Origin of the sequence: Actinomadura sp. WAC 06369 (assembly GCF_003947565.1) — a bacterium.
Lineage (GTDB): Bacteria > Actinomycetota > Actinomycetes > Streptosporangiales > Streptosporangiaceae > Spirillospora > Spirillospora rifamycini.
The window spans coordinates 1-22,834 of record NZ_QHJN01000048.1 but is presented as its reverse complement, the minus strand read 5'-3'; the positions used below and the strand labels follow the sequence as shown (position 1 = coordinate 22,834).

At 69.3% G+C, this 22,834-nt stretch carries 24 protein-coding genes and 1 pseudogene; 11 read left to right on the top strand and 14 right to left on the bottom strand.

Annotation, left to right across the window (positions count from 1 at the left end; translation table 11 throughout):
• Positions 1 to 5: 5 nt before the first annotated feature.
• Together DMH08_RS15450 and DMH08_RS15445 are read right to left on the bottom strand one after the other, a co-directional pair.
• The gene (locus tag DMH08_RS15450; RefSeq protein ID WP_125615005.1) at positions 6 to 722 is read right to left on the bottom strand and encodes a 5-formyltetrahydrofolate cyclo-ligase; all 717 of its coding nucleotides are present in this window, start codon (positions 720 to 722) and stop codon (positions 6 to 8) included.
• Between the two features lie 18 nt (positions 723 to 740).
• Complete coding sequence (locus DMH08_RS15445; protein ID WP_125615002.1) at positions 741 to 1,898, bottom strand: helix-turn-helix transcriptional regulator; 1,158 nt, start codon at positions 1,896 to 1,898, stop codon at positions 741 to 743.
• Between the two features lie 224 nt (positions 1,899 to 2,122).
• Between DMH08_RS15445 and DMH08_RS15440 the strand changes: the two genes are divergently transcribed.
• A complete protein-coding gene (locus DMH08_RS15440) occupies positions 2,123 to 2,575 on the top strand; it encodes an ATP-binding protein (protein ID WP_158642315.1) in 453 nt (150 codons plus the stop codon).
• Positions 2,576 to 2,796: 221 nt separating this feature from the next.
• On the opposite strand, the gene DMH08_RS15435 is transcribed toward DMH08_RS15440, so the two are convergent.
• Positions 2,797 to 3,021 carry a hypothetical protein gene (locus DMH08_RS15435; RefSeq protein ID WP_125614996.1) on the bottom strand — a complete coding sequence of 75 codons (225 nt, stop codon included), beginning with the start codon at positions 3,019 to 3,021 and terminating at the stop codon, positions 2,797 to 2,799.
• 975 nt (positions 3,022 to 3,996) lie between these two features.
• On the opposite strand from DMH08_RS15435, the gene DMH08_RS15430 reads away from it, so the two are divergent.
• From DMH08_RS15430 to DMH08_RS42795, 3 genes and pseudogenes are all read left to right on the top strand, one after another.
• On the top strand, positions 3,997 to 4,995 hold the full coding sequence (locus DMH08_RS15430; RefSeq protein WP_125614993.1) for a hypothetical protein: 999 nt from the start codon (positions 3,997 to 3,999) through the stop codon (positions 4,993 to 4,995).
• A gap of 19 nt (positions 4,996 to 5,014) precedes the next feature.
• Positions 5,015 to 5,533 carry a hypothetical protein gene (locus tag DMH08_RS15425; RefSeq protein WP_125614990.1) on the top strand — a complete coding sequence of 173 codons (519 nt, stop codon included), beginning with the start codon at positions 5,015 to 5,017 and terminating at the stop codon, positions 5,531 to 5,533.
• A gap of 74 nt (positions 5,534 to 5,607) precedes the next feature.
• Positions 5,608 to 5,850: pseudogene (locus tag DMH08_RS42795) on the top strand (integrase core domain-containing protein); the annotation flags it as partial.
• Between the two features lie 60 nt (positions 5,851 to 5,910).
• Here the strand turns inward: DMH08_RS42795 and DMH08_RS15415 are convergent.
• From DMH08_RS15415 to DMH08_RS15405, 3 genes are all read right to left on the bottom strand, one after another.
• A complete protein-coding gene (locus DMH08_RS15415; protein WP_125614987.1) occupies positions 5,911 to 6,663 on the bottom strand; it encodes a Uma2 family endonuclease in 753 nt (250 codons plus the stop codon).
• Positions 6,664 to 6,704: 41 nt separating this feature from the next.
• Entirely contained in the window at positions 6,705 to 8,186 is a 1,482-nt protein-coding gene (locus DMH08_RS15410; RefSeq protein WP_233617610.1) for a tyrosine-type recombinase/integrase, read from the bottom strand.
• Positions 8,187 to 8,859: 673 nt separating this feature from the next.
• The gene (locus DMH08_RS15405; protein WP_158642313.1) at positions 8,860 to 9,216 is read right to left on the bottom strand and encodes a hypothetical protein; all 357 of its coding nucleotides are present in this window, start codon (positions 9,214 to 9,216) and stop codon (positions 8,860 to 8,862) included.
• Positions 9,217 to 9,457: 241 nt separating this feature from the next.
• Here DMH08_RS15405 and DMH08_RS15400 point away from each other — a divergent pair, with 241 nt between their 5' ends.
• The gene (locus tag DMH08_RS15400) at positions 9,458 to 9,829 is read left to right on the top strand and encodes a group I truncated hemoglobin (RefSeq protein ID WP_125614981.1); all 372 of its coding nucleotides are present in this window, start codon (positions 9,458 to 9,460) and stop codon (positions 9,827 to 9,829) included.
• A 65-nt stretch (positions 9,830 to 9,894) separates the two neighbouring features.
• Here the strand turns inward: DMH08_RS15400 and DMH08_RS15395 are convergent, their stop codons facing one another.
• A complete protein-coding gene (locus DMH08_RS15395; RefSeq protein ID WP_125614978.1) occupies positions 9,895 to 10,935 on the bottom strand; it encodes an NAD(P)-dependent alcohol dehydrogenase in 1,041 nt (346 codons plus the stop codon).
• Between the two features lie 131 nt (positions 10,936 to 11,066).
• Between DMH08_RS15395 and DMH08_RS15390 the strand changes: the two genes are divergently transcribed.
• The 3 genes from DMH08_RS15390 to DMH08_RS15380 are packed head-to-tail and all read left to right on the top strand — an operon-like array spanning position 11,067 to position 13,171.
• Entirely contained in the window at positions 11,067 to 11,936 is an 870-nt protein-coding gene (locus tag DMH08_RS15390; RefSeq protein ID WP_125614974.1) for a helix-turn-helix domain-containing protein, read from the top strand.
• A gap of 37 nt (positions 11,937 to 11,973) precedes the next feature.
• Entirely contained in the window at positions 11,974 to 12,807 is an 834-nt protein-coding gene (locus DMH08_RS15385; RefSeq protein WP_125614971.1) for a hotdog domain-containing protein, read from the top strand.
• A gap of 37 nt (positions 12,808 to 12,844) precedes the next feature.
• Entirely contained in the window at positions 12,845 to 13,171 is a 327-nt protein-coding gene (locus DMH08_RS15380; RefSeq protein ID WP_051301175.1) for a TraR/DksA family transcriptional regulator, read from the top strand.
• A gap of 1 nt (position 13,172) precedes the next feature.
• Here the strand turns inward: DMH08_RS15380 and DMH08_RS15375 are convergent, their stop codons facing one another.
• Together DMH08_RS15375 and DMH08_RS15370 are read right to left on the bottom strand one after the other, a co-directional pair.
• Positions 13,173 to 13,538, bottom strand: a complete 366-nt coding sequence (locus DMH08_RS15375; protein WP_026404322.1) for a hypothetical protein — start codon at positions 13,536 to 13,538, stop codon at positions 13,173 to 13,175.
• 11 nt (positions 13,539 to 13,549) lie between these two features.
• Complete coding sequence (locus DMH08_RS15370; protein WP_034519853.1) at positions 13,550 to 14,002, bottom strand: cation:proton antiporter regulatory subunit; 453 nt, start codon at positions 14,000 to 14,002, stop codon at positions 13,550 to 13,552.
• A 162-nt stretch (positions 14,003 to 14,164) separates the two neighbouring features.
• Here DMH08_RS15370 and DMH08_RS15365 point away from each other — a divergent pair, with 162 nt between their 5' ends.
• Positions 14,165 to 15,136: a HAMP domain-containing sensor histidine kinase gene (locus DMH08_RS15365; protein WP_026404321.1), complete on the top strand. Its 972-nt coding sequence runs from the start codon at positions 14,165 to 14,167 to the stop codon at positions 15,134 to 15,136.
• Complete coding sequence (locus tag DMH08_RS15360; RefSeq protein WP_026404320.1) at positions 15,133 to 15,774, top strand: response regulator; 642 nt, start codon at positions 15,133 to 15,135, stop codon at positions 15,772 to 15,774. Before DMH08_RS15365 ends, DMH08_RS15360 begins: the two co-directional genes overlap by 4 nt.
• Here DMH08_RS15360 and DMH08_RS15355 read toward each other — a convergent pair.
• From DMH08_RS15355 to DMH08_RS15335, 5 genes are read right to left on the bottom strand one after another with little or no spacing between them, the layout of a single operon-like run.
• The gene (locus tag DMH08_RS15355) at positions 15,761 to 17,287 is read right to left on the bottom strand and encodes an AMP-binding protein (protein WP_125614969.1); all 1,527 of its coding nucleotides are present in this window, start codon (positions 17,285 to 17,287) and stop codon (positions 15,761 to 15,763) included. The genes DMH08_RS15360 and DMH08_RS15355 overlap by 14 nt on opposite strands.
• An 8-nt stretch (positions 17,288 to 17,295) precedes the next feature.
• Positions 17,296 to 17,532, bottom strand: coding sequence for a ferredoxin (locus DMH08_RS15350; RefSeq protein WP_125614966.1), 237 nt, complete (start codon positions 17,530 to 17,532; stop codon positions 17,296 to 17,298).
• Positions 17,529 to 18,809 carry a cytochrome P450 gene (locus DMH08_RS15345; protein ID WP_125614963.1) on the bottom strand — a complete coding sequence of 427 codons (1,281 nt, stop codon included), beginning with the start codon at positions 18,807 to 18,809 and terminating at the stop codon, positions 17,529 to 17,531. The genes DMH08_RS15350 and DMH08_RS15345 overlap by 4 nt, the downstream gene beginning before the upstream one ends.
• 21 nt (positions 18,810 to 18,830) lie before the next feature.
• Complete coding sequence (locus DMH08_RS15340; protein WP_051301173.1) at positions 18,831 to 20,276, bottom strand: aldehyde dehydrogenase family protein; 1,446 nt, start codon at positions 20,274 to 20,276, stop codon at positions 18,831 to 18,833.
• The gene (locus DMH08_RS15335; RefSeq protein WP_026404316.1) at positions 20,276 to 21,091 is read right to left on the bottom strand and encodes a mycofactocin-coupled SDR family oxidoreductase; all 816 of its coding nucleotides are present in this window, start codon (positions 21,089 to 21,091) and stop codon (positions 20,276 to 20,278) included. Before DMH08_RS15335 ends, DMH08_RS15340 begins: the two co-directional genes overlap by 1 nt.
• A gap of 469 nt (positions 21,092 to 21,560) precedes the next feature.
• Between DMH08_RS15335 and DMH08_RS15330 the strand changes: the two genes are divergently transcribed.
• Entirely contained in the window at positions 21,561 to 22,808 is a 1,248-nt protein-coding gene (locus tag DMH08_RS15330; RefSeq protein ID WP_125614960.1) for a CaiB/BaiF CoA transferase family protein, read from the top strand.
• Positions 22,809 to 22,834: the final 26 nt, after the last annotated feature.

Here is a 22,834-nt window from a genome sequence, read left to right as displayed (position 1 = left end):
CGCCCTTATTTTCCAGCACGAGCAGAAAGCACTGGAATCGCCGCGATCCTCGCTGATGTGAGGCTCTTCCAGATCAGCCTCTCGGGGCGATGGCCTCCGGGACAGGCGATGGTCTCCTCAGGCGTGACGATGTAGTCCACGCGGAAGTCGTGTTCGTCCTCGGGCAGCACGTCGTCCACAACCTGAAGCTGATGGACGGTCGTGACGATGACCGTGTCGGCGCTGATAAGCCCGGCCTCCTGGGCCAGAGCGAACTCGATGTCGGAGTAGCCCGCCCCCTTGCCGAGGCGCCTCCCCTCCCGATCAACGGCCACAGTCCCACACAGCACCATGTCGATCGGCCGCATCTGCTCCAGACCAACCCTCGGCGCGATGTCTTTGGCGACGGTCCCAGTGGCCGCCTTCGACGCAGAGACAGCCAAGTCAGCGGGGTCGAGCTCGTAGAAGGGCAACTCCTCTGCAAGCCGAGGCACAGCCATGTAGACGAGCCTGACCCCCTCCAGGGCGCGAGTCCGGACAGGTAGCTGCGCTCGATCGGGGTTGGACTTCAGGACCTCAGCCACCGCCCATGCAGGCAGCTCGGCCAACCGATCCGCTGCGGCTTCCGACCCGACGAAGTCAGGGATGTGGCCGTGCACGCCACGCCGCCGGACGGCCTCCTCTCGTTCCAGGAGATCCCAGACGTAGTCGCGAGCTTCCCGCTTGGCTTGATCGAGACCCATGATCGAAGTCGTACGCCTCTACACCACCGACATCAAGGCGAACAGCCGATCGGCAGCCTCCTCGACCACCGGCTCCCGCCGCCAGGGCCGTAGTTCCCGACCGACGGCGAACACGAGATTCAACCCGCCACCGCCACGCGTCTCCTCCACCACGCCGATAGCGCGGTGAAGTGCTTCCATGGCCTCTTCCAGCCGACGCAGGCGCAGGCAGGCAAGGCTGAGGTTGCCGAGGACGATGGCATCCGCCTTCTTCTCTCCCTCGGCAGCGGATCTCAGGTCATCGACCGCGCAGCGCATCCCCCCAAGAAAGAGATGGCAAGAGCCTGTCATCCGAGCGAAGTCTCCCGGCGTGAAGTACTCGGCGGCCGGGTCATCGTCGTCCACGTCGGCGAAGTGCTCACGAGCGACAGCAAGGGACTCATCGCAGCCACGTTCGTCCTGGAGCATCGCGAGCGCCTCACCGACGTGCATCAGTGCGATCCCCGCCAGCGCCCGGCTATGCGGAGCGGCTGAACGAGCCGCCGCCTTCGCCAACGCGAGTCCGTTACTCGGTGTCCGCGTCCCGTAGAGCGCGATGTAACTCTTGCGGAGCTGTGCATGAGCCTCACCGAAGCCGTCCCGGACGTAACGTGCAGCAGCAATCGCGTCATCGAAGTAGCGCGATGCCGTCACGTGGTCACGGCGCTGCGACACGTCCCAAACGAGTTGCCCCATAAGAGTCGCGGACTCAGCTTCGACCACCGCCAACTCGTGCCGCACCAACCGCGCCGCAGCGTTACGCCGGAGATAGGTGACCTGGCCATGACGCTGGCCAGCCGCCGTCAGAAGGAGCACCGAAGGCGTCCGATCGTATTCGGCAACGAGCGTCTGAATCCGTTCTCGCAGGTGCGCCACATCAACAAGATCAGCTCCGGTCGGATCACCAAACGCCTGTTCCAGACGCTGCGGGCGCTCCACCTGGTCTGAGTCTCCGCCACCGAGCAGGCCGTCCAACTCCTGCAGAGAGACACCAAGCACGGCAGCGAGCATGGGCCGGATGTACGGCAACGGATCGGTCTCGGCGCGCTCCCATCGTCCAACGGTCGAACGCTCTACACCCAGCCGGTCAGCAAGCCGCTCCTGGCTGTACCCGACCGCCCGACGCCGCTCAGCGAGACGCCGCCTCTTCAACGCCATCAGCCACCCCCTCACTGACCATCCATTGAAAGGTTCGTCAGGCCGTATCGCCTGGTCAAGCCAAGAGGTGCCCCCAACATGCCTCATCAATGCCGGGTCCATGCTCTGGGCTCCGACCAGTCCCAAGGGTTTGGTGGTCACCAATTTCAAGTCACGCGGACACGGATAGTGATCAGCAGCCTGTCACACTCAGTGCTCCGCCGGAGCAAGACGGAGGCAACAACATGTCCGGCGACCTCGGATCACGCTGGCCCCTGCGCGACGAGACGGAGTTCGTCTGCCTGCCGAGCGCCCCGCGGCTCGCCCGGCGTGACACCGCCATGCTCCTTGCCGGTTGGGCACTCGACCACCTCGCGAATACCGCTCAACTCTTGGTCAGCGAGCTCACGACCAACGCCTACAAGGCCGCCGGCGTCGACGTCGAGGTGTATGGCTACATGGCGATCGTCGACGTCTCCCCCATCCACCTGCGGTTGGCCACAGACCTCACCCGCCTACTGATCGAGGTGTGGGACGGCGACCCGCGTCCCCCCGTCGCCAAGGAAGCAGGACCAGACGCGGAGGGCGGCCGAGGCCTCCTCCTGGTCAGCACCCTCGCCGAACGCTGGAACTACTACTTCCCCCAGAGCGGCGGCAAGGTCGTCTGGTGCGAAACCACAGGGGTTGCTTCCTGTTGATGTAAGCGATGCGCCATGACCGGAGGGACGCGCCCGGCATGACAGCGCAGGACTCATAAGCCTTTCGATCACCCATCGTGGTGTGAGGGCCAGATGCACCAGCACCCGACCCTCCGCTTTTCAGAGGTAGCGATTACCCTGCATTCGCAACGTCTGCCAAGGTCGGACGGCGCCTGACGTACGCCTGTAATAATGGTTGGTGGCCATCGTTGCCATCAAAATCATGCGCCCGTCCACTCGGCTACGGGCAGGAGGAACCTTTCCGCGAGATTGCTCACGACCACCTGGAGAAGTTCAGCACGATCCTCCATCGCGGTACCTCCCTCTTCACCCTGCCTGCTCTTGATCCTGTCCATGAGCCAGTTGCCGAGGACTGCAAGTGAGATCAAGGCCAGAGATCCGAGCGAGACAGCCTCGGCCGGCATCGAACCGGCTTCCTGCCCCATAGCCCAACGGACGGGCTACTGACTATATGCCCACGGGCCAACCTGGTTCTCGAGCCAACTACGGTTGCCGTCCGATCAGAAGGCCCCATACCGCGCTGTCAGCTTGGGAAGCAGACCGATCACGCCTGCTACTGGGTCTGACCTATCCCGTTCGCCTGCCCGTGAGTGACCGCTCACGCCCCTTGATCACCCTCCTTAATTGCACGCGAGTTGCACGACCGCAGCTCGCTGACCTGCGCGAGCAAGGCGCATCTCGCTCGCTACCACTCTCGCGACGCATACCAGGCAATCCGGACAATTCGCCCGGCGGGAAGCGAAGCAAGTCCCGGCTTGGCCTGGGTTGTACGCCTTCGACCTTATAGATGGCCATATGAGGCCATGATCGTCCACCATGACAGACTCGCAGAGTACACAGGCCAAGTACCGTAGAGGTAACAGTGACGCCGGGGGGAATAGAAGGGACCGGACTCACACGAAAGGCTCGTGCAAAACATCGTCCAGACTGTAATCTTCGTCGCCATCAATCGAAGCGTGGAGATCAGTAGGGGCATTGACCAAGCAGTGCCTTGCCGAGCTCGTTTTCCATTCTTTGGCTTTAACGGCCACCCAAACTGATCAACCAGCCTCAAACGTTCCGAAGTACTCATTCACACGAACGATCTCACCCCGACAAGAGCGGCCACGTGCGAACGAGCACTTCGGTCCACCAGGGGTCCATGGGGGCGCGCAGCCCCTGGTAAGCGCACGCCCAATCCCCTGATGATGGCTCGCACAATCCGCGCCGAGACACGTCCAAGTACAATCTGCCAAAGGAGTATTACTCGACGAATTGCAGGTGTAAATTGTAAAACCTTCGGCAAACATCCTCGGCCGCCTAGCCGAGCCCACTGAGGGTTCGCTTTTCAACTATAACTGCATGTCCGATTCACCTCGGGGCGGCCAACTGAGACCCCCGAGACTGGAGGTGAAGATCGTATGAAGTATGGCTACATGGTGTACACCTTTGCGATCCACAAGTTCGGGTCTCCGACTGAGCTTTTGCAACTGGGAAACCTGGGCGAGCAACGTGATGCTGTCGCAGTCCTCTTCGGAGCACTCAAAGGCATTGAGGCTCACCCTCGCACAGAGAAGCGTAAGCATGTCCGAATCTCGGCCATTGAGGGCCTCGGACGTACCGTAAAGTTCCGCATGGAACCGGGCCGCAGCGGCATTGACTCCAAAATTTACGAAGCCGGTTCAACGGAACCCGTCTTTACTCGAACGACGGATCATATCGAGTCCAACGAGTTTCGAGGGCTTATTGTGGCCCCCAGGAACTCAGACAGAGGACTTCTTGTTGTCGAAGTCCAAGGACACCATAGCTCCAAAACTCTACTTACGACCGCCATAAAGCAAGTCGTCAAAGAAAACCTTCGCCTCATAGTGGACTTTGATGCGGTTGTGGACGAGCGCGCCCTTCAAGAATACCTGGAGAAGGCTGCCGTTAAGGCTATTACACTTCGTCGCAGCGGCCTTCCGATCGACATCGCGGAAGCAGTTGCATTCCCCGATGCATCCCGAAGCGCAGGACGACTTGAGATGAAGATAACGCCGGATAAGTCGATCAGCGGCATAGTAACCAACCTCGTATCTAGATTTAAAGACGACGATGCAGCGCGTAATCGACTCCTCACCATAGGTGGGCATGACTTCAGTGAACTTAGTATCGGATTCGATTCCGGCCACAGGCAGACGACTCTGACTATCACCTCAGACAAGGTTCCCAGTTTTATCTACGACCTGCCTGGGGTTGCACGGCCCGATGACGAGACCTTCTACCGAGAGGTGAGGGAGAGCGTGGTCGCCCTCGCCCGAGTGCTCGGCATTCCTGTCGGTGCCTCGTGGGATGCTGGCACGTGGACTCCAGATGCACTATCCACGATCCTGCCAGCTCCTTGGAGGGATGAGGTCGATGACCCTGCGCCGGCGAGCTAGGCGAAGTAAGTTTTCAGTAGTGGCGATCATTTTGGACCACTATGCAACCCTATATAAGCATGATGCCCAAGGAAGTCAAAAGATGGACTTCTGGGGGCTTCTGCAATTTCTTGGCATACCCGCAGTTTGTTCGATCATTGTCTATGCAACAGGCAGCGGCGTTCAACATGTACCCGAAGTGCTCAGCGCGATCGCCATCCTCACGGGTCTCACTTTCAATGTATTTGTCCTACTGTTCGACCTAACAATGCGCGCAATAGATAAGGGCGCGAATATACTTACCGGGCCCAGCGTCGCCCAAGTCGCTGATGAACTTAGGGCCAACGCCTCATATGCAGTGCTGTTGGGGCTGGGCCTGAGTGCACTTCTTGGCGGGATCGCCATGTTTGCCGATACAAGCAAACCCATAAATACTTGGTTTAGCTGCATCATCGTTTTCCTGGCAGTGCAAATTCTACTCGCCCTAGGGATGGCCCTTAAGCGAGTCAGGTCAATGTTCGAATCATTTAGAACGATTGGTGATGAGCAGGCGCCATAGCATGAGATTCACTTCCGTGAAGACGGTCGACATCACTATTAATTCGAGTAGACAGGCGATCTTCTCGGGCGTCCGTGGGCTTAGGTGCTGTGTTTTGGGCAAGGTTTCAACGCTTGGGCGGGCGAGTGGTTCGGCGCGGCGGGATCGGCCAGCCTCGCCCACCGCCCACGACCGGGAAGGTCGAGCGGTTCCACCGGACGTTGCAGCGTGGGCTGCTCAATGACGCGGTGCCGTTCGACGACCTGTCCGCGGCCCCGACGACGGGGGCGGGCTGGGTGGTCGGATACAACATCCTGCGTCCGCATCAGTCGCTGGGCATGGCCTGCCCGGAGCCACTCTGGAGACCATTTGTATGTCGGGTGTCGGTTCGGTTGGTGTCAGCGTCCGTGGACGGCTTTGAGGTCGATGTCCAGGTCGAATGGCTGCGTTGCGGTGATGCGGTCGTGGTGGACGCCGGTCGCTACGTATCCCCCGGTCGCGTCGTCCAGCTCGTAGGTATAGACCGCGAACGCGGGGGCGGTCTGGTCGGTTTCCACTCGCCAGTAGTGCCGGATCCCGGCTCCTGCGTAGAGGGCCGGCTGCATCCGGCGGTCCTTGCGCTTGGTCGACGGTGACACCACCTCGGCGACGAGGGTGACGGACTCCGCGTGGATGGGGCGTTCGTATGGGTCGTGTTCGGCCGAGTACACGACGATGTCGGGGGCGATCTCGACTGGCTCCGTCTCGTCGTCGTCCAACAGCACGTCCACGTCCGTGTCGACCTGCCAGGCGTCGGGGGCTGCGTCTTCGATCTGGGTCGCCAGACGCCGCGCGATGCGCTGGTGGATCGGGCGGGGCCGTGGACTCACGACGAGTTCTCCGTGGATGAGGCTCACGCGTACTGGAAGGTCTTCGGGTAGCGCCTCGTAGTCCGCCCGAGTCCAGGTGTCACCGGACGGCAATGGGAGAGTCATCGCAGGCATGGCTCCTGGTGCCTCCGCTCGGGTCGTACGAGTGCTTAGTAGGCAGAGTACCTTCGGTGCGCCTCCCCCGAGGTTGTAAGCGGCTCCGCACCATCGCTGGACCTTGACCTTGGAGGTCGTCTCGTCCTGAATGGCACGGATGCGTTCGCGGTCGTCGTCGTCCGCCATGAGATAGACGCGAGCCTTGGCCACCGGGGATCCGATCGGCGCTACACGGAGCGCAGGTTCGGCCTTTCGTCTGTGTGGCGGGCGACCAGCTGATCGGCTACGACTGCCTGGAGTTTGGCGATCTTGGCTTGGGCCTCCTCCAGTTGGGCTTCGAGGTCCGGGGCCGCTTCTGGAAAGTTCTGAGGGGCTCGGATCTTGTTTAGGGCTTCCAGGGCGGTTTCGTCGGCGGTGGGGAGGGTGTGGAGGTAGCGCTCGGTTGTGGAGATCTTGCGGTGGCCGAGGCGCTCCTTGACGACCTGGAGGTCTGCGCCTCCGGCGAGGAGCCAGGACGCGTGGGCGTGGCGGAGGTCGTGGATGCGGGGTGACCATCCAAGGTCGGCTGCCTCTCGGGCCGGGTGCCAGCAGTGGTTGCGGAACCAGGAGGCGGGGATGTGCGGGTCGTCGTCGTCCACGCGGGGGTTGCGGGGGTTGCGGGGGTTGTCCTTGCCCTGGGCGCGGCGCTTGGCGCGGTATGCGGCGTAGCGGCTCGGCAGTGGTCGCACTTGCACTTGCCAAGGTTGTAGGCCGTGATCGTGCCGTGGGTGTAGGTGCGGCCGTTGAAGGCTTCGAAGGTGAGGGACTCGGGGTCTACGAGTTCGAGCTTGGGCGGCTTGGGGCGGCGGCTGAAGAAGAGGTCGTCCGGGGTCAGGTTTGTTCGCTTCCGCGTGGGCCTTGAGCTTGGCGACGATCTGGGGGCTTAGCTTGAGGCGGCGGTAGCGCTTGCCCTTGGGGTGGTCGTTGACCAGGAATCGGCGGCCTTCGGGGTGGTGCTTGCGGACGAGTTGGACGACTGCGCGGCTGACGGTGAGGATGCCGGTGGCGAAGTCGAGGTCCTTGACGCGTAGTTCTGTGAGTTCGCCCCAGCGGAGGCCGCTTTCGATGTCGGTCTCGACGAGGAGCTTGGCGTCCGGGGTTAGGAGTGCCTCGTAGATGCGGGCGAACTGCTCGGCGGTGATGATCTGACGCGGCTTTTCGGGGATGGGGTCGGTCTTCACGCCGCGGCTGGGGTGGTAGACGAGGATGCCGTCGTTGACAGCGGTGGTGAAGATGGCGTTGAGGATCGCCGTCTTGCAGTACTTGATGCTGTAGGCCGAGGCGCCCCGCTTCTTGAGGTGCGTGATCCACTCGCGGACGGTCTCTGAGGTGATGTCCCGCAGCTTCATGTCGCCGAAGTACGGCATGACGTGGGCGGCGAGGGCGTAGGCGTAGTCCTGATGGGTTGATGCCTCGATGCGGTGGTTCGGGAACCAGCGCTCTTCGACGTAGGTGCGGAAGGTTTGGCGGGCTCGGCGGGGGTCGCCTGCTTTGCCTTCGGCGATGCGTGTCTCGGCTCGTTGCCAGGCTCGGTCGGCTTCCTTGCGGGTGGCGAAGGTGCCGGCCGTCTGGCGGATGCCTCGGGCGTCGTCGTAGAGCGCTTGGTACCGGGCGCCGTTCGGTCCCTTGCGTTTGTGTGTGAAACCCATGAGCCCCCCGAGCAAGATCATCTGTCACTCATTTGTCACTGGATCATGGAAATCCGAGCGACATCGGCGAGGACATGATGGCATGCGAAACAGCCTCTGACCTGCAGTTTAGTGGGTCAGGCGTGATCTCTGGGAAGTGTTCAAGTGCCGCTTCCAAACTGGCTACGCGGGTTCGATTCCCGTCGCCCGCTCCAATCTTTCCCCAGGTCAAAGCCCTGCAGGACGATCTTGGGCACCCCTTCCACGGATCGTTTGCCACTCGCTTGTCACGTTTCGACTGGCTCAGGATGCCGCTCTCACAGCGGCCGTCGTGTCGGCGGCGGGCGCGGTTGTGATCACTTGGTTCAGATGATCGGTGGGCGGTCGCACCGTCCGGCGCCTCCAGGAACACGAGGGCATCGGTCCTGGGGCTGACGTCGTCCGGACCAATGGACTTGAGCCGCGGCGTCACCATTCGTGCCATGTCGGTGCCGCCGACGACCATCGCGATCACGGTCACCGCCATGGGTGGCGGGCGAACTCGGCGCGGCTGCGGCGGGCCGAGTCCTCCTCACCGCCGCAGCCGACCAGGTGATGGATGCCTGGTCGCGTACCGCCTTCTCCGGCATCCGCCGGATGGTCGACACCACCGTGACTGTTGCTCAGTTTCTTGATGCCTTTGCATCGTGCTTGGTCGGTGGTTTGCCGGCTGGCGTCATGATGCGAGCAGGATTACCGAGCTCGTCATGAGGACTCCGGTGCCGAGCAGTGCCAGTGGTGCGCTCACCCAAGTGACCGCGCGCTCTTGTCCGGGCGTTGCACCCGCTTCTTTCAGAGGCCGTCGGATGTGCTCGTAGTACGGGGGGTTGCGGTTCGGGAAAGCCAGTCCTGCCAGGGGTGCGTAAGCCATGCCGGCCAACACGAACAGGCAGGCGGCGAGCCAGGTCGGTACAGACCGCGCGTCCAGATGGTGGAGCGAGGTTGCGACGGCCACGAAGAGGAGCATGCCCGTCGTGTGGACCGCCAGCGTGACAACGACGGCTTGAGGGATGCCCGGTCCTGCTGTGCGCACCAGCCATGGGTAGTGACGGCGCGCGAGCCATAGGTGGCCGGCGACTACGCCCCATGCACAGAGCCCGACGGTCGCCCACACTGCGAACACTTCCAAACCGTGCCGCCCTCCTCGCTTTGCTCGATCGTGGCACGTCGGAGGAATGCGGGCTGGCGGGGGTGGGGTGATCGTCGTAGTGTGGGCGCTATTGGCGAGGTGCCAATAACGGTGGGGCGCGGACGTCTGGACGCTGGGAGGGCGGATGGGCATCTATGAGTCGATCGGCGGCGAGGAGGGGCTGACGGCGGTCGTGGACTCGCTGTACGAGCGGATCCTCGCCGACGACGTGCTGGCGGTGTTCTTCGTCGGGACGAACCTCAACAAGGTGAAGGGGCGCCAGGTCGAGTTCTTCGGGCAGGCGCTCGGCGGGCCGATGGTGTACGGCGGCAGGACGATGAAGGACGTCCACCGCGGGCTCGGGATCGAGCGGGAGCACTTCGACCGGGTCGCCGAGCATCTGGTGGCCGCGCTGGCGGAGGCGGGCGTGCCGGAGGGGACGATCGCCGAGATCGCCGCCGTGGTGCTGCCGCTCTCCGACGACATCGTGGCGGGCGGCGGCTCCACGGCGGAGTGACGCGGCAGGAGGCCGCACCCGGCTGCCGGGAGGTCCGGTCCCCGGGCGGGGACCGGACCTTCGGGTCAGCCGAGGGTGGCGACGTCGATGACGAAGCGGTAGCGGACGTCCGAGGCGAGGACGCGTTCGTACGCCTGGTTGATGTAGTCCGCGGAGATGAGTTCGATGTCGGCGCCGATGTTGTGTTCGGCGCAGAAGTCGAGCATCTCCTGGGTCTCGGCGATGCCGCCGATCATCGATCCGGCGTAGGAGCGGCGGCCGTTGAGGAGGCTGAACACGTTGAGGTCCAGCCGCTTCGCGGGGGCGCCGACGTTGACGAGGGCGCCGTCGACGGCGAGGAGCCGGAGGTGGGCGTCGACGTCGATGGGGGCGCTGACGGTGTTGATGATGAGGTCGAACCTGTTCCGGAGCTGCTTGAAGGTGTCGGGGTCGGCGGTGGCGTGGTAGTGGTCGGCGCCCAGGCGGAGGCCGTCCTCGCGCTTCTTCAGCGACTGGGAGAGGACGGTGACCTCGGCGCCCATCGCGTGGGCGAGCTTGACGGCCATGTGGCCGAGGCCGCCGAGGCCGACGACGGCGACGCGGCGGCCCGGGCCGGCTCCCCGGCGGCGCAGCGGCGAGTAGGTGGTGATGCCGGCGCACAGGAGGGGGGCCGCGGCGGCCGGGTCGAGGCCGTCGGGGACCGCGAGGACGTAGTCGGCGTCGACGACGACGTGCGTGCTGTAGCCGCCCTGGGTGGTGGTGCCGTCCCGGTCGGTGCCCGCGTAGGTGGGGATCATGCCTTCGACGCAGTACTGCTCGTCGCCGTTGCGGCAGTTGGCGCACTCGCCGCAGGAGCCGACCATGCAGCCGACGCCGGCGCGGTCCCCGGTCGTGTGCCGGGTGACGTCGGCGCCGGTCGCGGCGACGGTGCCGACGATCTCGTGGCCGGGGACGACGGGGAACGGCTGGGCGCCCCAGTCGCCGTTGACGGTGTGGATGTCGGAGTGGCAGATGCCTGCGTACTCGATCTTGATGAGCACGTCGTTCGGGCCGACGTCACGCCGCTCGATGGTCGTCGGGGCCAGCGGCCGTCCGGCGGCCGGTGCAGCATAGGCGTGAACGCGCAAGGTGAAGCTCCTTCTGTCTCTTTCGGGGTCGCTCCCAATGGAACGCTTTGGGGCGGACTGGGGGAAGGTACTGCTGACAGGTGTACTGGCAGGGCACCCCTGCGGCGAAACCGGGCGCTTAGCCTGGGGGCGTGGACCAGCGCAGCCAAGTCCGTGAGTTCCTGACCTCCCGGCGGGGCCGGATCACCCCGCAGGAGGCTGGGCTGCCCTCGTACGGCGCCCGCCGGGTGCCGGGTCTACGGCGGGCGGAGGTCGCGCAGCTGGCCGGGGTGAGCGTGGAGTACTACTCCCGGCTGGAGCGCGGGGACCTGTCCGGGGTCTCCGACCATGTGCTGGACGCCCTGGCGCGGGCGCTGCGGCTCAACGACGAGGAGCGCACGCATCTGGACGACCTGGCCCGGGCCGCCGGTCCGGGGCCGCGCCGCCGGCGGCGGTCGGCGCCGCAGCGGGTCCGGCCGACGGTGCGGCGGATGCTGGACGGCATGGCGGACCCGGCCGTCGTCATGAACGGCCGGGGCGACATCCTCGCCGCGAACGCGCTGGGGCGCGCGCTCTACGCGCCCATGATCGAAGCCGCGCGGGGGGCCGTCCCGAACCATGCGCGGTTCATCTTCCTCGACGCACGTTCCCGCGACTTCTGGGGCGACTGGGACCGCGCGGCGGACGACACCGTGGCGCTGCTGCAGGCGGAGGCCGGCCGGGACCCCTTCGACAGGGAGCTGACGGAGCTGGTGGGCGAGCTGTCCACGCGCAGCGACGACTTCCGGGCCCGCTGGGCCCGCCACGACGTGCGGCAGCACCACATCGGCGCGAAGCCGTTCCACCATCCGGTCGTCGGGGAGCTGCACCTCACGTACGAGTCGCTGGACCTGCCCGCCGACAACCTGACGCTCGTCGTCTACGGCGGCGAGCCCGGCAGCGAGTCCGAGGAGGGGCTGCGGCTGCTGGCCAGCTGGGCCGCCGAGCCGGTGCGCGGGTCCGACGCCCACGTGAGAACATGATTCTCCAGTGGGGGAATCATGATGTCATGGAGGGCGCATGGGACGGGCGGAGGCGGCCTGGGAGGGCCGGAGCCGGATCCTGACGGAGTTCGGCCTCGCGGTGCGGTCGCACGGCGGGGAACTGCACGGCACCGGGGCGGTCACGCCGCACCTGCACGCGCCGGGGACCGCGCGCCTGCGGACGTCCGTCCTGGCGGCGTGGACGGACCACCTGACCGGGCTGCTCGCCGCGCGCACCATGGCCCCGCGCGTCCCGGTCACCATCGAGCTCGACGTCCACCTGTACGGTCCGGCGCCCGCCGCGGGCGAGGTGCGCGGCGTCGCCCGGGTCGTGAAGGCCGGACGGTCGGTGTTCGTCGCGGAGGCCGAGTTCGCCGCCGGCGGCGCGCCGCTCGGCTTCGGCGCCGCCTCGTTCATGGCCGCGCCCGATCCGGCGGTCCGGCTGCCGGAGCGGCTGGGCGTCGACGCTCCGGCGCCGGCGGGACGGTTGGAGGCGCCGCTGGCCGAGCGGGCGGGATGCGTGCGCCGGGAGCCGGGCACGGTGGTCCTGCCCCGGTCCGAGGAGGGCCTCAACTCCTCGAACACCGTCCACGGCGGGCTGCTGGCCCTCGCCGCGGAGGAGGCCGTGCTGTCCCTGGCGCCCGGCGCCGCGGTGGAGTCGCTCGCGCTGCGCTACCTGGCGGCGGCCCGCGTCGGGCCCGTCGTCGCCACCGCGGACCTGTGGCGCGGTCTCGCGCGGGCCGTGCTGCGCGACGCGGGCGGCGGCGACCGGGTGGCGGTCGCCGCCACCGCCCGGACGTCCGGGGGCCGGCGCCCGCCGGAAATGGGTGTCAGCACCGATGTCGCCGGGGGTTCCGATCGCCGATGGTGAATGGACGTGCTCCGCTCACCATCGGAAGGAATGGCACATGACGACGAACGAGGTGTCGGACGGCTCGGCGACGCGCGAGGTGCGGCGGCGGCTGGAGGAGGAGCGGCGCAAGCGCGAGGCCCAGCTCGTCGCGTTGGAGGAGGAGATCGACCGGACGCCGCTCGAGGAGGTCGAGGCGGCGGACTACTCGCGGGCGGAGAACCTGCGGCAGAGCCTCGCGGAGATCGACGGGGCGCTGCGCCGTGTCGACGAGGGGGCGTACGGCAGGTGCGAGGGATGCGCGCAGGACATCCCCGCGGGACGGCTGGAGATCCTGCCGTACGCGCGGTACTGCGTGCGGTGCCAGGGGCGGGCGACCCGCTGAGTCACAGCAGCCGGACGGCGTCCCCCACCCGGACCTCGTCGTAGCGCCCCGGCTGCTCGACCACCCAGACCCGGTCGGCGAGCATCACCGGCCGGACCTCGTGGAGGCGGGCGGGGCGCCACGGGCGGTGCCGGGCCAGGACGACGGTGCCGGGCGCGGTCCCGTAGGCGACGGTGACCGTGTCGACGGCGGACGGGCCGAACGGGCGGGCCAGCCGGACGCGGTGCGCGCCGAGGATCGGCTGGGCGAGCACGTGGTGGGTGAGCGGAGAGCCCCCCGGGTTCACCACGAGGTGCGCGTCGTCCAGGCGGACGGTCCAGCCGGTGAGCGGCAGGTGCACCTGCGGGACGGTGCTGTCGCGGGCCAAGGTTCCTCCCCTCAGTGGTCGAGCGATCTGCGCAGCTCGCGGATCGCGGCTTCGGCGCCGACGGCGACGAGGGCGTCCCCGTGGCGCAGCCGGACGTCGCCGGACGGCGCGTCGATCGTGCGGCCGTCGCGGAGGATCGCGACGACGCTGGCCTTGGTGCGGAGGTCCGCGAGGCGGCGGCCGCCGTAGGGCGACGAGGCGGGCACGGGGATGTGGACGGCTTCCAGGTGCGCGAGCTCGAGGTGCGGGACGCGGTCGGCGACGGCGGAGGCGCCGAGGAGTTCGGCGACGGTCCGGGATTCGATGTCGGTGAGGGCGATCGTCCGCTCCACCCCGTCGGGGCCGTGCAGGACGAGGTCGCGGCGGCCGTCGCGGTGCGCGACCACGCCGGCGCGCTGCCCGGCGGAGGTGGTGAACGTGAACGAGGTGCCCGTCCTGGGCAGGTCCGTCCTGTCCAGCAGCATCAATGTCCTCCTCACTGCCGTCTTTCATGGCCGTCTCCCTTCCACCTTGGGCGGCCGTCGCGGGTGTCACCATCGGGGGCGGCACCCATTTACGGACGGCGGAGGGTGTAGGCGGACGGGCGGGGCCGCGGGCGCCGACAATGGGAAGCGGAGGGGGTGCGGATGCGGCTGTTCTGGCGTGTTTTCTGGTTGAACACCCTGGTGGGGACGGTGGCGACGGTCCTGCTGATGGTCGGTCCGTGGACGGTGTCGGTGCCGATCCGGCTGACGGAGGCGCTGGTGCTCGCCGCGGGGCTGGCGTCGATGCTGGTCGCGAACGCGGCGCTGCTGCGCTGGGGGCTCGCTCCGCTGGGGCAGCTGATCCGGCTGATGGAGACCGTGGACCTGCTGCGTCCGGGGCAGCGGCTGGCGGTGACCGGCAGCGGCGAGGTGGCGACGCTGATCGACGCGTTCAACCGGATGCTGGAGCGGCTGGAGGACGAGCGGGGCACGAGCACCGCGCGGGTGCTGCTGGCGCAGGAGGACGAGCGGCGCCGCATCGCGCGGGAGTTGCACGACGAGATCGGTCAGAGCCTGACGGCGCTGCTGCTGGACCTGAAGCGGCTGACGGGTCAGGCGCCGGCGGAGTTGCGGGAGGAGATGCGGGTGGCGCAGGAGACGATGCGGGACAGCCTGGAGGAGGTGCGGCGGATCGCCCGCCGGCTGCGTCCGGACGTGCTGGAGGATCTGGGGCTGGCGAGCGCGCTCGCCGCGCTGGTGTCGCAGTTCGACGCCCACACCGTCCTGCGCGTGGAGCGGAACCTCCACCCGGACCTGCCCGCGCTGGCCCCGGACGTGGAGCTGGTGCTGTACCGGATCGCGCAGGAGTCGCTGACGAACGCCGCGCGGCACTCGGACGCGTCGGCGGTCGAGCTGAGCCTGGCCCCGGCGGGCGAGCCGGGCGGGGTGCTGCTGCGGGTGGAGGACGACGGCAAGGGGCTCGGCCACGCCCGGGAGGGCGCGGGCATCCGCGGGATGCGGGAGCGCGCGCTGCTGGTCGGCGGCACCCTGACGCTGGACGCGGCGCCGGGCGGCGGCACCCGGGTGACGCTGTTCGTGCCGGCGCGCCGGCACGTTCCGGAGGGGCTGCCGTGATCCGCATCCTGCTGGCCGACGACCACGCGCTGGTGCGCCGCGGGGTGCGGCTGATCCTGGACGGCGAGCCGGACCTGCGGGTCGTCGCCGAGGCCGGGGACGGCGCGGAGGCGATCGCCCTGCTGCGCGGCGGGGTCGAGGCCGACCTGGCCGTCCTGGACGTGGCGATGCCGCGGATGACGGGGCTGCAGGCGACCCGCGAGCTGACCCGCGCGTTCCCCGGGCTGCGGGTGCTCATCCTGACCATGCACGACAACGAGCAGTACCTGTTCGAGGCGCTGAAGGCGGGCGCGGCCGGGTACGTGCTGAAGACGCTCGCGGACCGGGACCTGATCGCGGCGTGCCGGGCGGCGATGCGCGGCGAGCCGTTCCTGTACGCGGGCGCGGTCGGCACGCTGATCCGCACGTACCTCGACCGGGCCCGGACGGGACGGTCCGACGACGTGCTGACGCCGCGGGAGGAGGAGGTGCTGAAGCTCGTCGCCGAGGGGCACTCCTCGAAGGAGATCGCGGGCATCCTGGTGATCAGCGTGAAGACGGTGGAGCGGCACCGCGCCAACATCCTGACGAAGCTCGGCATGAAGGACCGGCTGGAGCTGCTGCGCTACGCCATCCGCGTCGGCCTCATCGAGCCCTGACCTCGTTCCGCAGCACGTACTTCTGCACCTTGCCGCTGGCGGTGCGGGGGAAGTCGTCGACGACGTGCAGTTCCTCGGGCCACTTCTGCCGGGCGAGGCCCGTCCGGTGGAGGTGGCCGCGCACGTCGTCGAGGGTGGGGGCGGGCCCGTCCTTGAGCCGGACGAACGCGGCCGCGTGCTCGCCGAGGCGCGCGTCCGGCGCGGCGACGACGGCGGCCTCGGCGACGGACGGGAGCGCGAGCAGCGCCTCCTCGACCTCGAGGGCGCTGATGTTCTCGCCGCCGCGGATGATGATGTCGGACTTGCGGTCGGTGATGGTGATGTAGCCGTCGTCGTCCATGACCGCGATGTCGCCCGTGCGGTACCAGCCGTCGGCGTCGAAGGCCCGCTCGGTGAGGGCTTCGTCGGTGTAGCCGAGGCACAGGTCGGGGCCGCGGCTGAGGATCTCGCCGTCGTCGGAGAGGCGCAGCTCGACGCCGGGCAGGGCCTTGCCGTCGGTGTGCAGCCGCTTGTCCCGGGGCGCGGTGTGCAGGGACGCGGTCATGGAGGGGTGCTCGGTGCTGCCGTACGAGCGGTAGACGGTGATGCCGAGGTCGGTGAGGCGGGACGTGACGGCGGTGGCGACGGGCGCGCCGCCGAGGCCCGCGTACTTCATGCGGCGGAGGTGCCGGTCGGCGAAGTCGGGGTGGTCGAGCAGGCTCGTGATGTAGTACGGGACGCCGCCGCCGACGATGAGGTCGTCGCTGTCCATGAGCGCGAGGACGCGGCCGGCGTCCCAGGCGTCGGCGAGGTGGATCGGGGTGCCGTCCAGCACGGGGACGAGGAAGGCGTTCACCATGCCGATGAAGTGGCCGACGGGGGCGGAGGTGAGCTGCCGGGCCATCTCGGGCGGGTAGCGGTCGGAGAGCTGGCGGGCCTCGCAGCCGAGGGTCTGGTGGCTGTGCACGACGCCCTTGGGGTCGCGGGTGGTGCCGGAGGTGAACGTGATCAGCGCGGGGCCCGCCGGGTCGACGGGGGCGACGCCGGGGAACGGGTCGCCGAGCAGGTCGTCGAAGTCGCGGCCGACGACGCCGACGTGCGGGACGGACGCGCTGACGGCGGGGTCGAACTCCATCCGGCCGAACCGCTCGGCGGTGACGAACGCCTTCGGCCGCACCGCGTCCAGGATGTAGCCGACCTCCTTGGGGCCGTAGATGTGGACGATCGGCACGACGACGGCGCCGAGGAAGGAGGACGCCCAGAAGGCCGCGGCGGCCTCCATCCAGTTCGGGAGCTGGAACGCGACGGCGTCGCCGGGGCCGACGCCGCGGTCGCGGAGGCCGCCGGCGAGGCGGCGGGCGAGGTGCTCGACGTCGGCGAAGGTCCCGGACCAGGGCCGGACGGACGAGTGCACGCGGAACACCGTGTCCGGCGCGGCGTCGAGGCCGCGCCGGAGGAGGTCGCCGATCGTGTCGCGCGTCCACCATCCCTCCGCCTCGTACCGTTCGGCGAGTTCGCTGGGGATCGTTCGCATGGCGGCTCCTACGGTCGGAGACGGATCGAGCGGGTGGGGCACGCCTCGGCGGCGTTGCGGACGTCGGCCGGCGGGTCGCCCCGTTCGTCCAGGATCGTCACTCTGCCGTCGTCGTCCAGCCCGAAGGTGTCCGGCGCGTAGAAGCCGCACATGCCGGTGCCCGCGCACGTCTCCGGCGTGACCCAGATGGCGGCGGCTTCAGTGCGGTCGGTGTCGGTGGGGTCGGTGTCGGCGCGGTCGGTCATCCGAACACCACCGGGAGGTCGCTCGGGCCGCGCCAGTGCAGGCCCATGAGGACGGGACGGGCGGCGTCCGGGGCCCAGCGCAGGTTCGGCAGGCGGTCGAGGATCGCGTTGAGCGCGACGGCCATCTCGGCGCGGGCGAGGTGCATGCCGAGGCACACGTGGGGTCCGCCGGCGAACGACAGGTGGGGGCGGAGCGGGCGGTGCACGTCGAACCGCTCGGGGTCGTCCCACCGGTCCGGGTCGTGGTTGGCGGCGGTGAGGCAGAGCGCGACGCGGGACCCCGCGGGTACGGGGACGCCGGCGAGTTCGGTGTCGCGGGTCGCGGTGCGGTAGAAGGTCGGGTCGGTGACCTCCCAGCGCAGCGACTCCTCGATGGCGTTGCGGACGAGCGCGCGGTCGCGGCGGACGGCGTCGAGCTGGTCGGGGGCGTTCAGCAGCGCCCACAGCGTGATGCCGAGCTGCCGCCAGGTCGTCCCGGACCCGGCGGTGAGGATCAGCCGGGCGAACGCGAGGATCTCGGCGTCGGTGAGGCCGCGCCGGGTGCCGTCCTCGTCGCGGATCGTCTCGTTGAGCAGCCTGCTGATGAGGTCGTCGCGGGGCGCGGTGCGGCGGTCGGCGATGACCGGCCCGAGGATGTCCCCCGCCTCGGCGGCGGCGGCGATCCGGTCGTCCCGCTCGACGGTGGCGCCGATCATCTGCTCGATCAGCTCGCGGAGCCGCAGCGTGTCGTCCATGCCGACGCCGAAGCTGCCGGTGATGGTCAGCAGCGGCAGCAGGGCGCAGAACTCGAGGTTGAGGTCGGCGGAGCCGCGCGGCTCGATCCGGTCGAGCAGGGTGCGGGTGATGCCGTCGATCCAGCGGTCGGCCCACCACCGCATCATGTTGCGGTTGAAGGACGGCTGGACGACCGCGCGGTGGCGGGCGTGCTCGGCGCCGCCCATGCCGAGGATGTTGCGCCCGAACGTGTCGAACGTGCTCTGCATCGCCTCGGAGCCGAACGTGTCGGGGTCGCGGAACACGGCGTTCGCGGTGGCGTAGTCGAACACCGAGAAGACCGCCGCGGGCCGCGCCCGTCCGGCGACGGGCGCCGGGTGCGGCAGGCCGAGCACCTGCTCGACCGTCCCCTCGTGGACGGGCCCGGTCTCGCGGGCGCGGCGCAGCCCGGCGTGGAAGTCGACGGCGAAGTCGCCGCCGGACCGGGAGCGCCGGTACTCGCCGCCGGTGTCGAAGAGGGTGCGGATCTTGATCGGGTCGAGCCGGGCGATCTCGTCTAGCATCTGGTTTCTCCCGTGGGGGGGTCAGGCGCTCACGGCCGTGACGTGTTTGGCCTGCTGGTAGGCCCGGATGCCCTCGCGGCCGCGCTCGCGCCAGTCGCCGCTGTGCCGGCGGCCGCCGGAGGACGCGAACGCGCCGATGTAGCCGCCGTTGACGAACACGGTCCCGGCGCGGACCCGCCGGGCGAGGGCGAGCGCCTCGTCCGCGGGCCCGTACACCGCCCCGGACAGCCCGTAGACGGTGTCGTTGGCGAGGGCGACGGCGTGGTCGGGGTCGCGGTAGCCGAGCACGGAGACGACCGGGCCGAACGTCTCCTCCTGGGCGAGGGGGTTGGCGGTGTCGGCGAGGTCGACGACCGTGGGCTCGAAGAAGTGGCCGCCGAGGTCGGGCCGGGCCCGGCCGCCCGCGACGACGCGTCCGCCGTGTGCTCGCGCGGCCGCGACGTGCTCGGCGCAGCGGGCGGTCTGCGCGGCGCTGACGAGGGGGCCGACCTCGGTGGACGGGTCGCGGGGGTCGCCGAGGCGGAGCGCGGCGACGGCGTCGGCGGCGTCGTCCAGGACCCGCTTCTTCAGGTGTTCGGGGACGAGCACGCGGGTCTGCAGGGCGCAGCCCTGGCCCGCCATCGCCCGCATGACGGTCGTGATCCCGGCGGCGGCGCGGTCGACGGCGTCCGGCAGGTAGATCGCGGCGGACTTGCCGCCGAGTTCGAGCATGACGCGCTTGTGGGTGGGCGCCGCCTGCGCGGCGATCGCCGCGCCGACGGCGGCCGAGCCGGTGAACGACACGGCGTCGACCTGCGGCATCGTCGTGAGCAGTTCGGCGCCCGCGCTGCCCGGCTCGGCCAGCACGTTCACCGTGCCGGGCGGGAACCCGGCCTCGTGGGCGGCCTCGCCGACCGCGAGCACGGCGAGGGGCGCGAGCGGGCTCGGCCGCAGCACGACGGTGTTGCCCGCGAGGAGCGCCGGGACGGTCTTCCACAGGGCGAGGAACAGCGGCACGTTGTAGGCGGGGATCGCGGCGACGACGCCGAGCGGCTCCCAGGCCAGGACGCTCGCGGCGACGCGGCCGCCGGTGACGAGCGCGTCCAGCGGGACCGGGTTGTGCTCCTCGGCGGGCAGCGCCGCGTGCAGCCGGACGGCGTCGCGGGCCTGCGCGATCGCGCCGCTCACGTGCAGGGTGCGGACGGACGCGGCGAGCGCGCCGGTCTCGGCGACGATCGTGTCCTCGAGGGGCGCGCGGCGCGCTTCGAGGGCGTCCAGGAACCGCAGGACGAGGGCGGCGCGCTCGGCCGCGGGCGTCCGGGACCAGTCGCCGTCGAAGGCGCGGCGGGCGGCGTGCACGGCCCGTTCGAAGTCGGCGGGCTCCGCCGCGGGGACGTCGGCGACCGCGGACAGGTCGGCGGGGTTCTCGACCCGCAGCGGCGGCCCGGAGCCGGCGCGGGCGCCGTCCACGTAGGAGCGGGGGGTCATCAGAGGCTCACGCCGGCTTCGACGGGGAGCGCCGCGCCGGTCACGGCGTACGCGGCGTCCGACACCAGCCACAGGATCGCGCGGCTGACGTCGATCGGCTGGAGGCGGTCGACCGGCAGCACCCGGGCGAGGGCGGCGGCGCCGCTCGCGGAGGTCATCGGCGAGTGCGGGTTGTTGATCATGTAGGTGTCGACGGCCGTGGGGTGGACGACGTTGACGCGCACGTTGTGCGGGCCGAGCAGCCGCGCGAACCCCTTCGCGAGGCCGACGACGCCGTGCTTGGCCGCGTTGTAGCCGGACATGCCGCCGGAGCCGTCCGTCATGCCCTTGAGGCCGGCCGTCGACCCGGTGATCACGATCGCGCCGCCCCGCCCCTGGTCGACGAGCGGCCGCTGGACGACCTTGAGCGTGTTGAACACGCCGGTGAGCATCACGCCCACGGCGTCGTCCCACCGCGCGGCGGCCTGCTCCAGGGTGGTCTCGGTGCGGTCGCTGTGCAGGACGCCCGCGTTGGCGAGGACGATGTCGACGCCGCCGAGTTCGGCCATGCCGTGTTCGAGCGCCTTGTCCAGGGCGCGGATGTCGCGGACGTCGGCGAGTCCGGTCACGCAGCGCCGCCCGGCCGCCTCGACCAGCCGGGCGGTCTCGGCGAGGTCGTCGGGGGTCGCCATCGGGTAGGGGACGGTCGGGATGTCGGCGCCGATGTCGACGGCGATCACGTCCGCGCCGTGCTCGGCGAGCAGCACCGCGTGCGAGCGTCCCTGCCCGCGGCCGGCTCCGGTGATGAACGCGACCTTGCCGTCCAGTTGGCCCATGATTCGGCGCCTCCGTATGAGTGCTCGTGCGCGGTTCTCGGGTTGCAGAGGAATGTGCGGGAAATGGCCGGAAAAGACACCCGCGAGCGCTCGGCGCCGCGTCGGGCGGGCGATAGGTCGGGTGGGCTCACCATAAGCGGCGGCGACTACCGCGTCAAGAGAATGAGCTTCTCCATAATCCTGGGCAGGTCAACGCGCTAGTCCGGACACCACCCACCGGCGGGCGCCAGCGGCTTGATCACCTTGGCGGATTGCTATCGGAGAAGCGGCTTCTACCTATGGACATATGCACTTCTACTGGTTACGGTGACTTTCGTTCGCCCCGACGAAGCCGCGATCGGCGCCGTGCTCGCGCCGCTTGCGGCCACCCCCTTCGAGGAGACACCACCATGCGGGCAGAGCCATTCGGTCACGCCATTCCGCCCACCCCGGTCGCGCGGCCCGCGCACCGCGCCGCGGCGCGGCCGGCATGAGCCCGGCCGAGCGGGCGGCGGGCCCCCCGGCGCCGGTCCCCCAGGCGCCGGTCTTCGACGGCGTCCGGGTGCTGGAGGTCGCGCAGTGGACGTTCGCGCCCGCGGCGGCCGCCGTGCTCGCCGACTTCGGCGCGTCCGTCATCAAGATCGAGGACCCGGTCGCCGGCGACCCGCAGCGCGGGCTCGCGTCGTCCGGCGTCGTCCCGTCCTTCGGCGGGGTCAACATCGTCACCGCGCAGACCAACCGGGGCAAGCGCAGCGTCGGGCTGAACCTGCGCGACCCGCGCGGCCGGGGGCTGCTCATGGAGCTCGTCGACCGCGCGGACGTGTTCGTGACGAACTTCCGGGGCCCCGCGAGGAAGCGGCTCGGCTTCGACGAGGACGCGGTCCGGGCCCGCAACCCGCGCATCGTGTACGCCCGCGCCACCGGGCAGGGCCCGCGCGGCGAGGACGCCGACCGGGGCGGGTACGACTTCACCTCGTACTGGATGCGCGGCGGGATCGCGTCCGCGCTGACCGCGCCGGACGCCGACCGCCCGCTGCCGCAGCCGCCCGCGTTCGGCGACAAGGCCGGGGCGATGAACCTCGCGTTCGGGATCGCCGCCGCGCTGTTCCGCCGGGAGCGGACGGGCGAGGGGGCGCTCGTGGACGTCTCCCTGCTCGGCACCGCGCTGTGGCAGCACTCGAGCGCGATCCTCTACAGCTGGGGCCTCGAACGCGAGTTCCCCGTGCAGTCGGGCCGGTCGGCGAACCCGATCGCCCGCGGGTACCGGACGTCCGACGGCCGCTGGATCGCGCTGATGATGATCGAGTCGGACCGCTGGTGGCCCGGCCTGTGCCGGCATGTCGACCGCCCCGACCTCGTCGACGACGAGCGGTTCGCCGACGCGAAGGCCCGGACCGCGAACTACGACGCGTGCGTCGCGGAGCTCGAGTCCGTGTTCGCCGCCCGCGGCCTCGCCGACTGGCGGCGCCGGTTCGCGGGCTTCGAGGCCCCGTGGGAGGTGCTGCGCACGATGCGGGAGACGGCCGACGACCCCCAGGTGGCCGCGAACGGCTACGCCGTCCCCGTCGACCACGACGGCACCGAGGTCCGGCTGATGAGCGCGCCCGTGCAGTTCGACGAGCGCGTCCCGGACCTGACCCGCGCCCCCGAGCACGCCGAGCACTCCGAGCAGGTGCTTCTGGAACTCGGCTACGACTGGGAGGCGATCCTCGCGCTCAAGGACGCCGCGGTGCTCTGAGCGCCCCTCCTCCGCGCCCCTCGTCC

Coding starts and splice junctions, on each gene's coding strand:
- DMH08_RS15335 (WP_026404316.1), bottom strand. CDS start 21,091: ATGGGCCAACTGGACGGCAAGGTCGCGTTCATCACCGGAGCCGGCCGC.
- DMH08_RS15345 (WP_125614963.1), bottom strand. CDS start 18,809: ATGCTAGACGAGATCGCCCGGCTCGACCCGATCAAGATCCGCACCCTC.
- DMH08_RS15415 (WP_125614987.1), bottom strand. CDS start 6,663: ATGGCGGACGACGACGACCGCGAACGCATCCGTGCCATTCAGGACGAG.
- DMH08_RS15330 (WP_125614960.1), top strand. CDS start 21,561: ATGAGCCCGGCCGAGCGGGCGGCGGGCCCCCCGGCGCCGGTCCCCCAG.
- DMH08_RS15380 (WP_051301175.1), top strand. CDS start 12,845: ATGACGACGAACGAGGTGTCGGACGGCTCGGCGACGCGCGAGGTGCGG.
- DMH08_RS15435 (WP_125614996.1), bottom strand. CDS start 3,021: ATGGGGCAGGAAGCCGGTTCGATGCCGGCCGAGGCTGTCTCGCTCGGA.
- DMH08_RS15350 (WP_125614966.1), bottom strand. CDS start 17,532: ATGACCGACCGCGCCGACACCGACCCCACCGACACCGACCGCACTGAA.
- DMH08_RS15385 (WP_125614971.1), top strand. CDS start 11,974: ATGGGACGGGCGGAGGCGGCCTGGGAGGGCCGGAGCCGGATCCTGACG.
- DMH08_RS15355 (WP_125614969.1), bottom strand. CDS start 17,287: ATGCGAACGATCCCCAGCGAACTCGCCGAACGGTACGAGGCGGAGGGA.
- DMH08_RS15410 (WP_233617610.1), bottom strand. CDS start 8,186: ATGATCTTGCTCGGGGGGCTCATGGGTTTCACACACAAACGCAAGGGA.
- DMH08_RS15400 (WP_125614981.1), top strand. CDS start 9,458: ATGGGCATCTATGAGTCGATCGGCGGCGAGGAGGGGCTGACGGCGGTC.
- DMH08_RS15450 (WP_125615005.1), bottom strand. CDS start 722: ATGGGTCTCGATCAAGCCAAGCGGGAAGCTCGCGACTACGTCTGGGAT.
- DMH08_RS15365 (WP_026404321.1), top strand. CDS start 14,165: ATGCGGCTGTTCTGGCGTGTTTTCTGGTTGAACACCCTGGTGGGGACG.
- DMH08_RS15340 (WP_051301173.1), bottom strand. CDS start 20,276: ATGACCCCCCGCTCCTACGTGGACGGCGCCCGCGCCGGCTCCGGGCCG.
- DMH08_RS15445 (WP_125615002.1), bottom strand. CDS start 1,898: ATGGCGTTGAAGAGGCGGCGTCTCGCTGAGCGGCGTCGGGCGGTCGGG.
- DMH08_RS15430 (WP_125614993.1), top strand. CDS start 3,997: ATGAAGTATGGCTACATGGTGTACACCTTTGCGATCCACAAGTTCGGG.
- DMH08_RS15440 (WP_158642315.1), top strand. CDS start 2,123: ATGTCCGGCGACCTCGGATCACGCTGGCCCCTGCGCGACGAGACGGAG.
- DMH08_RS15370 (WP_034519853.1), bottom strand. CDS start 14,002: ATGCTGCTGGACAGGACGGACCTGCCCAGGACGGGCACCTCGTTCACG.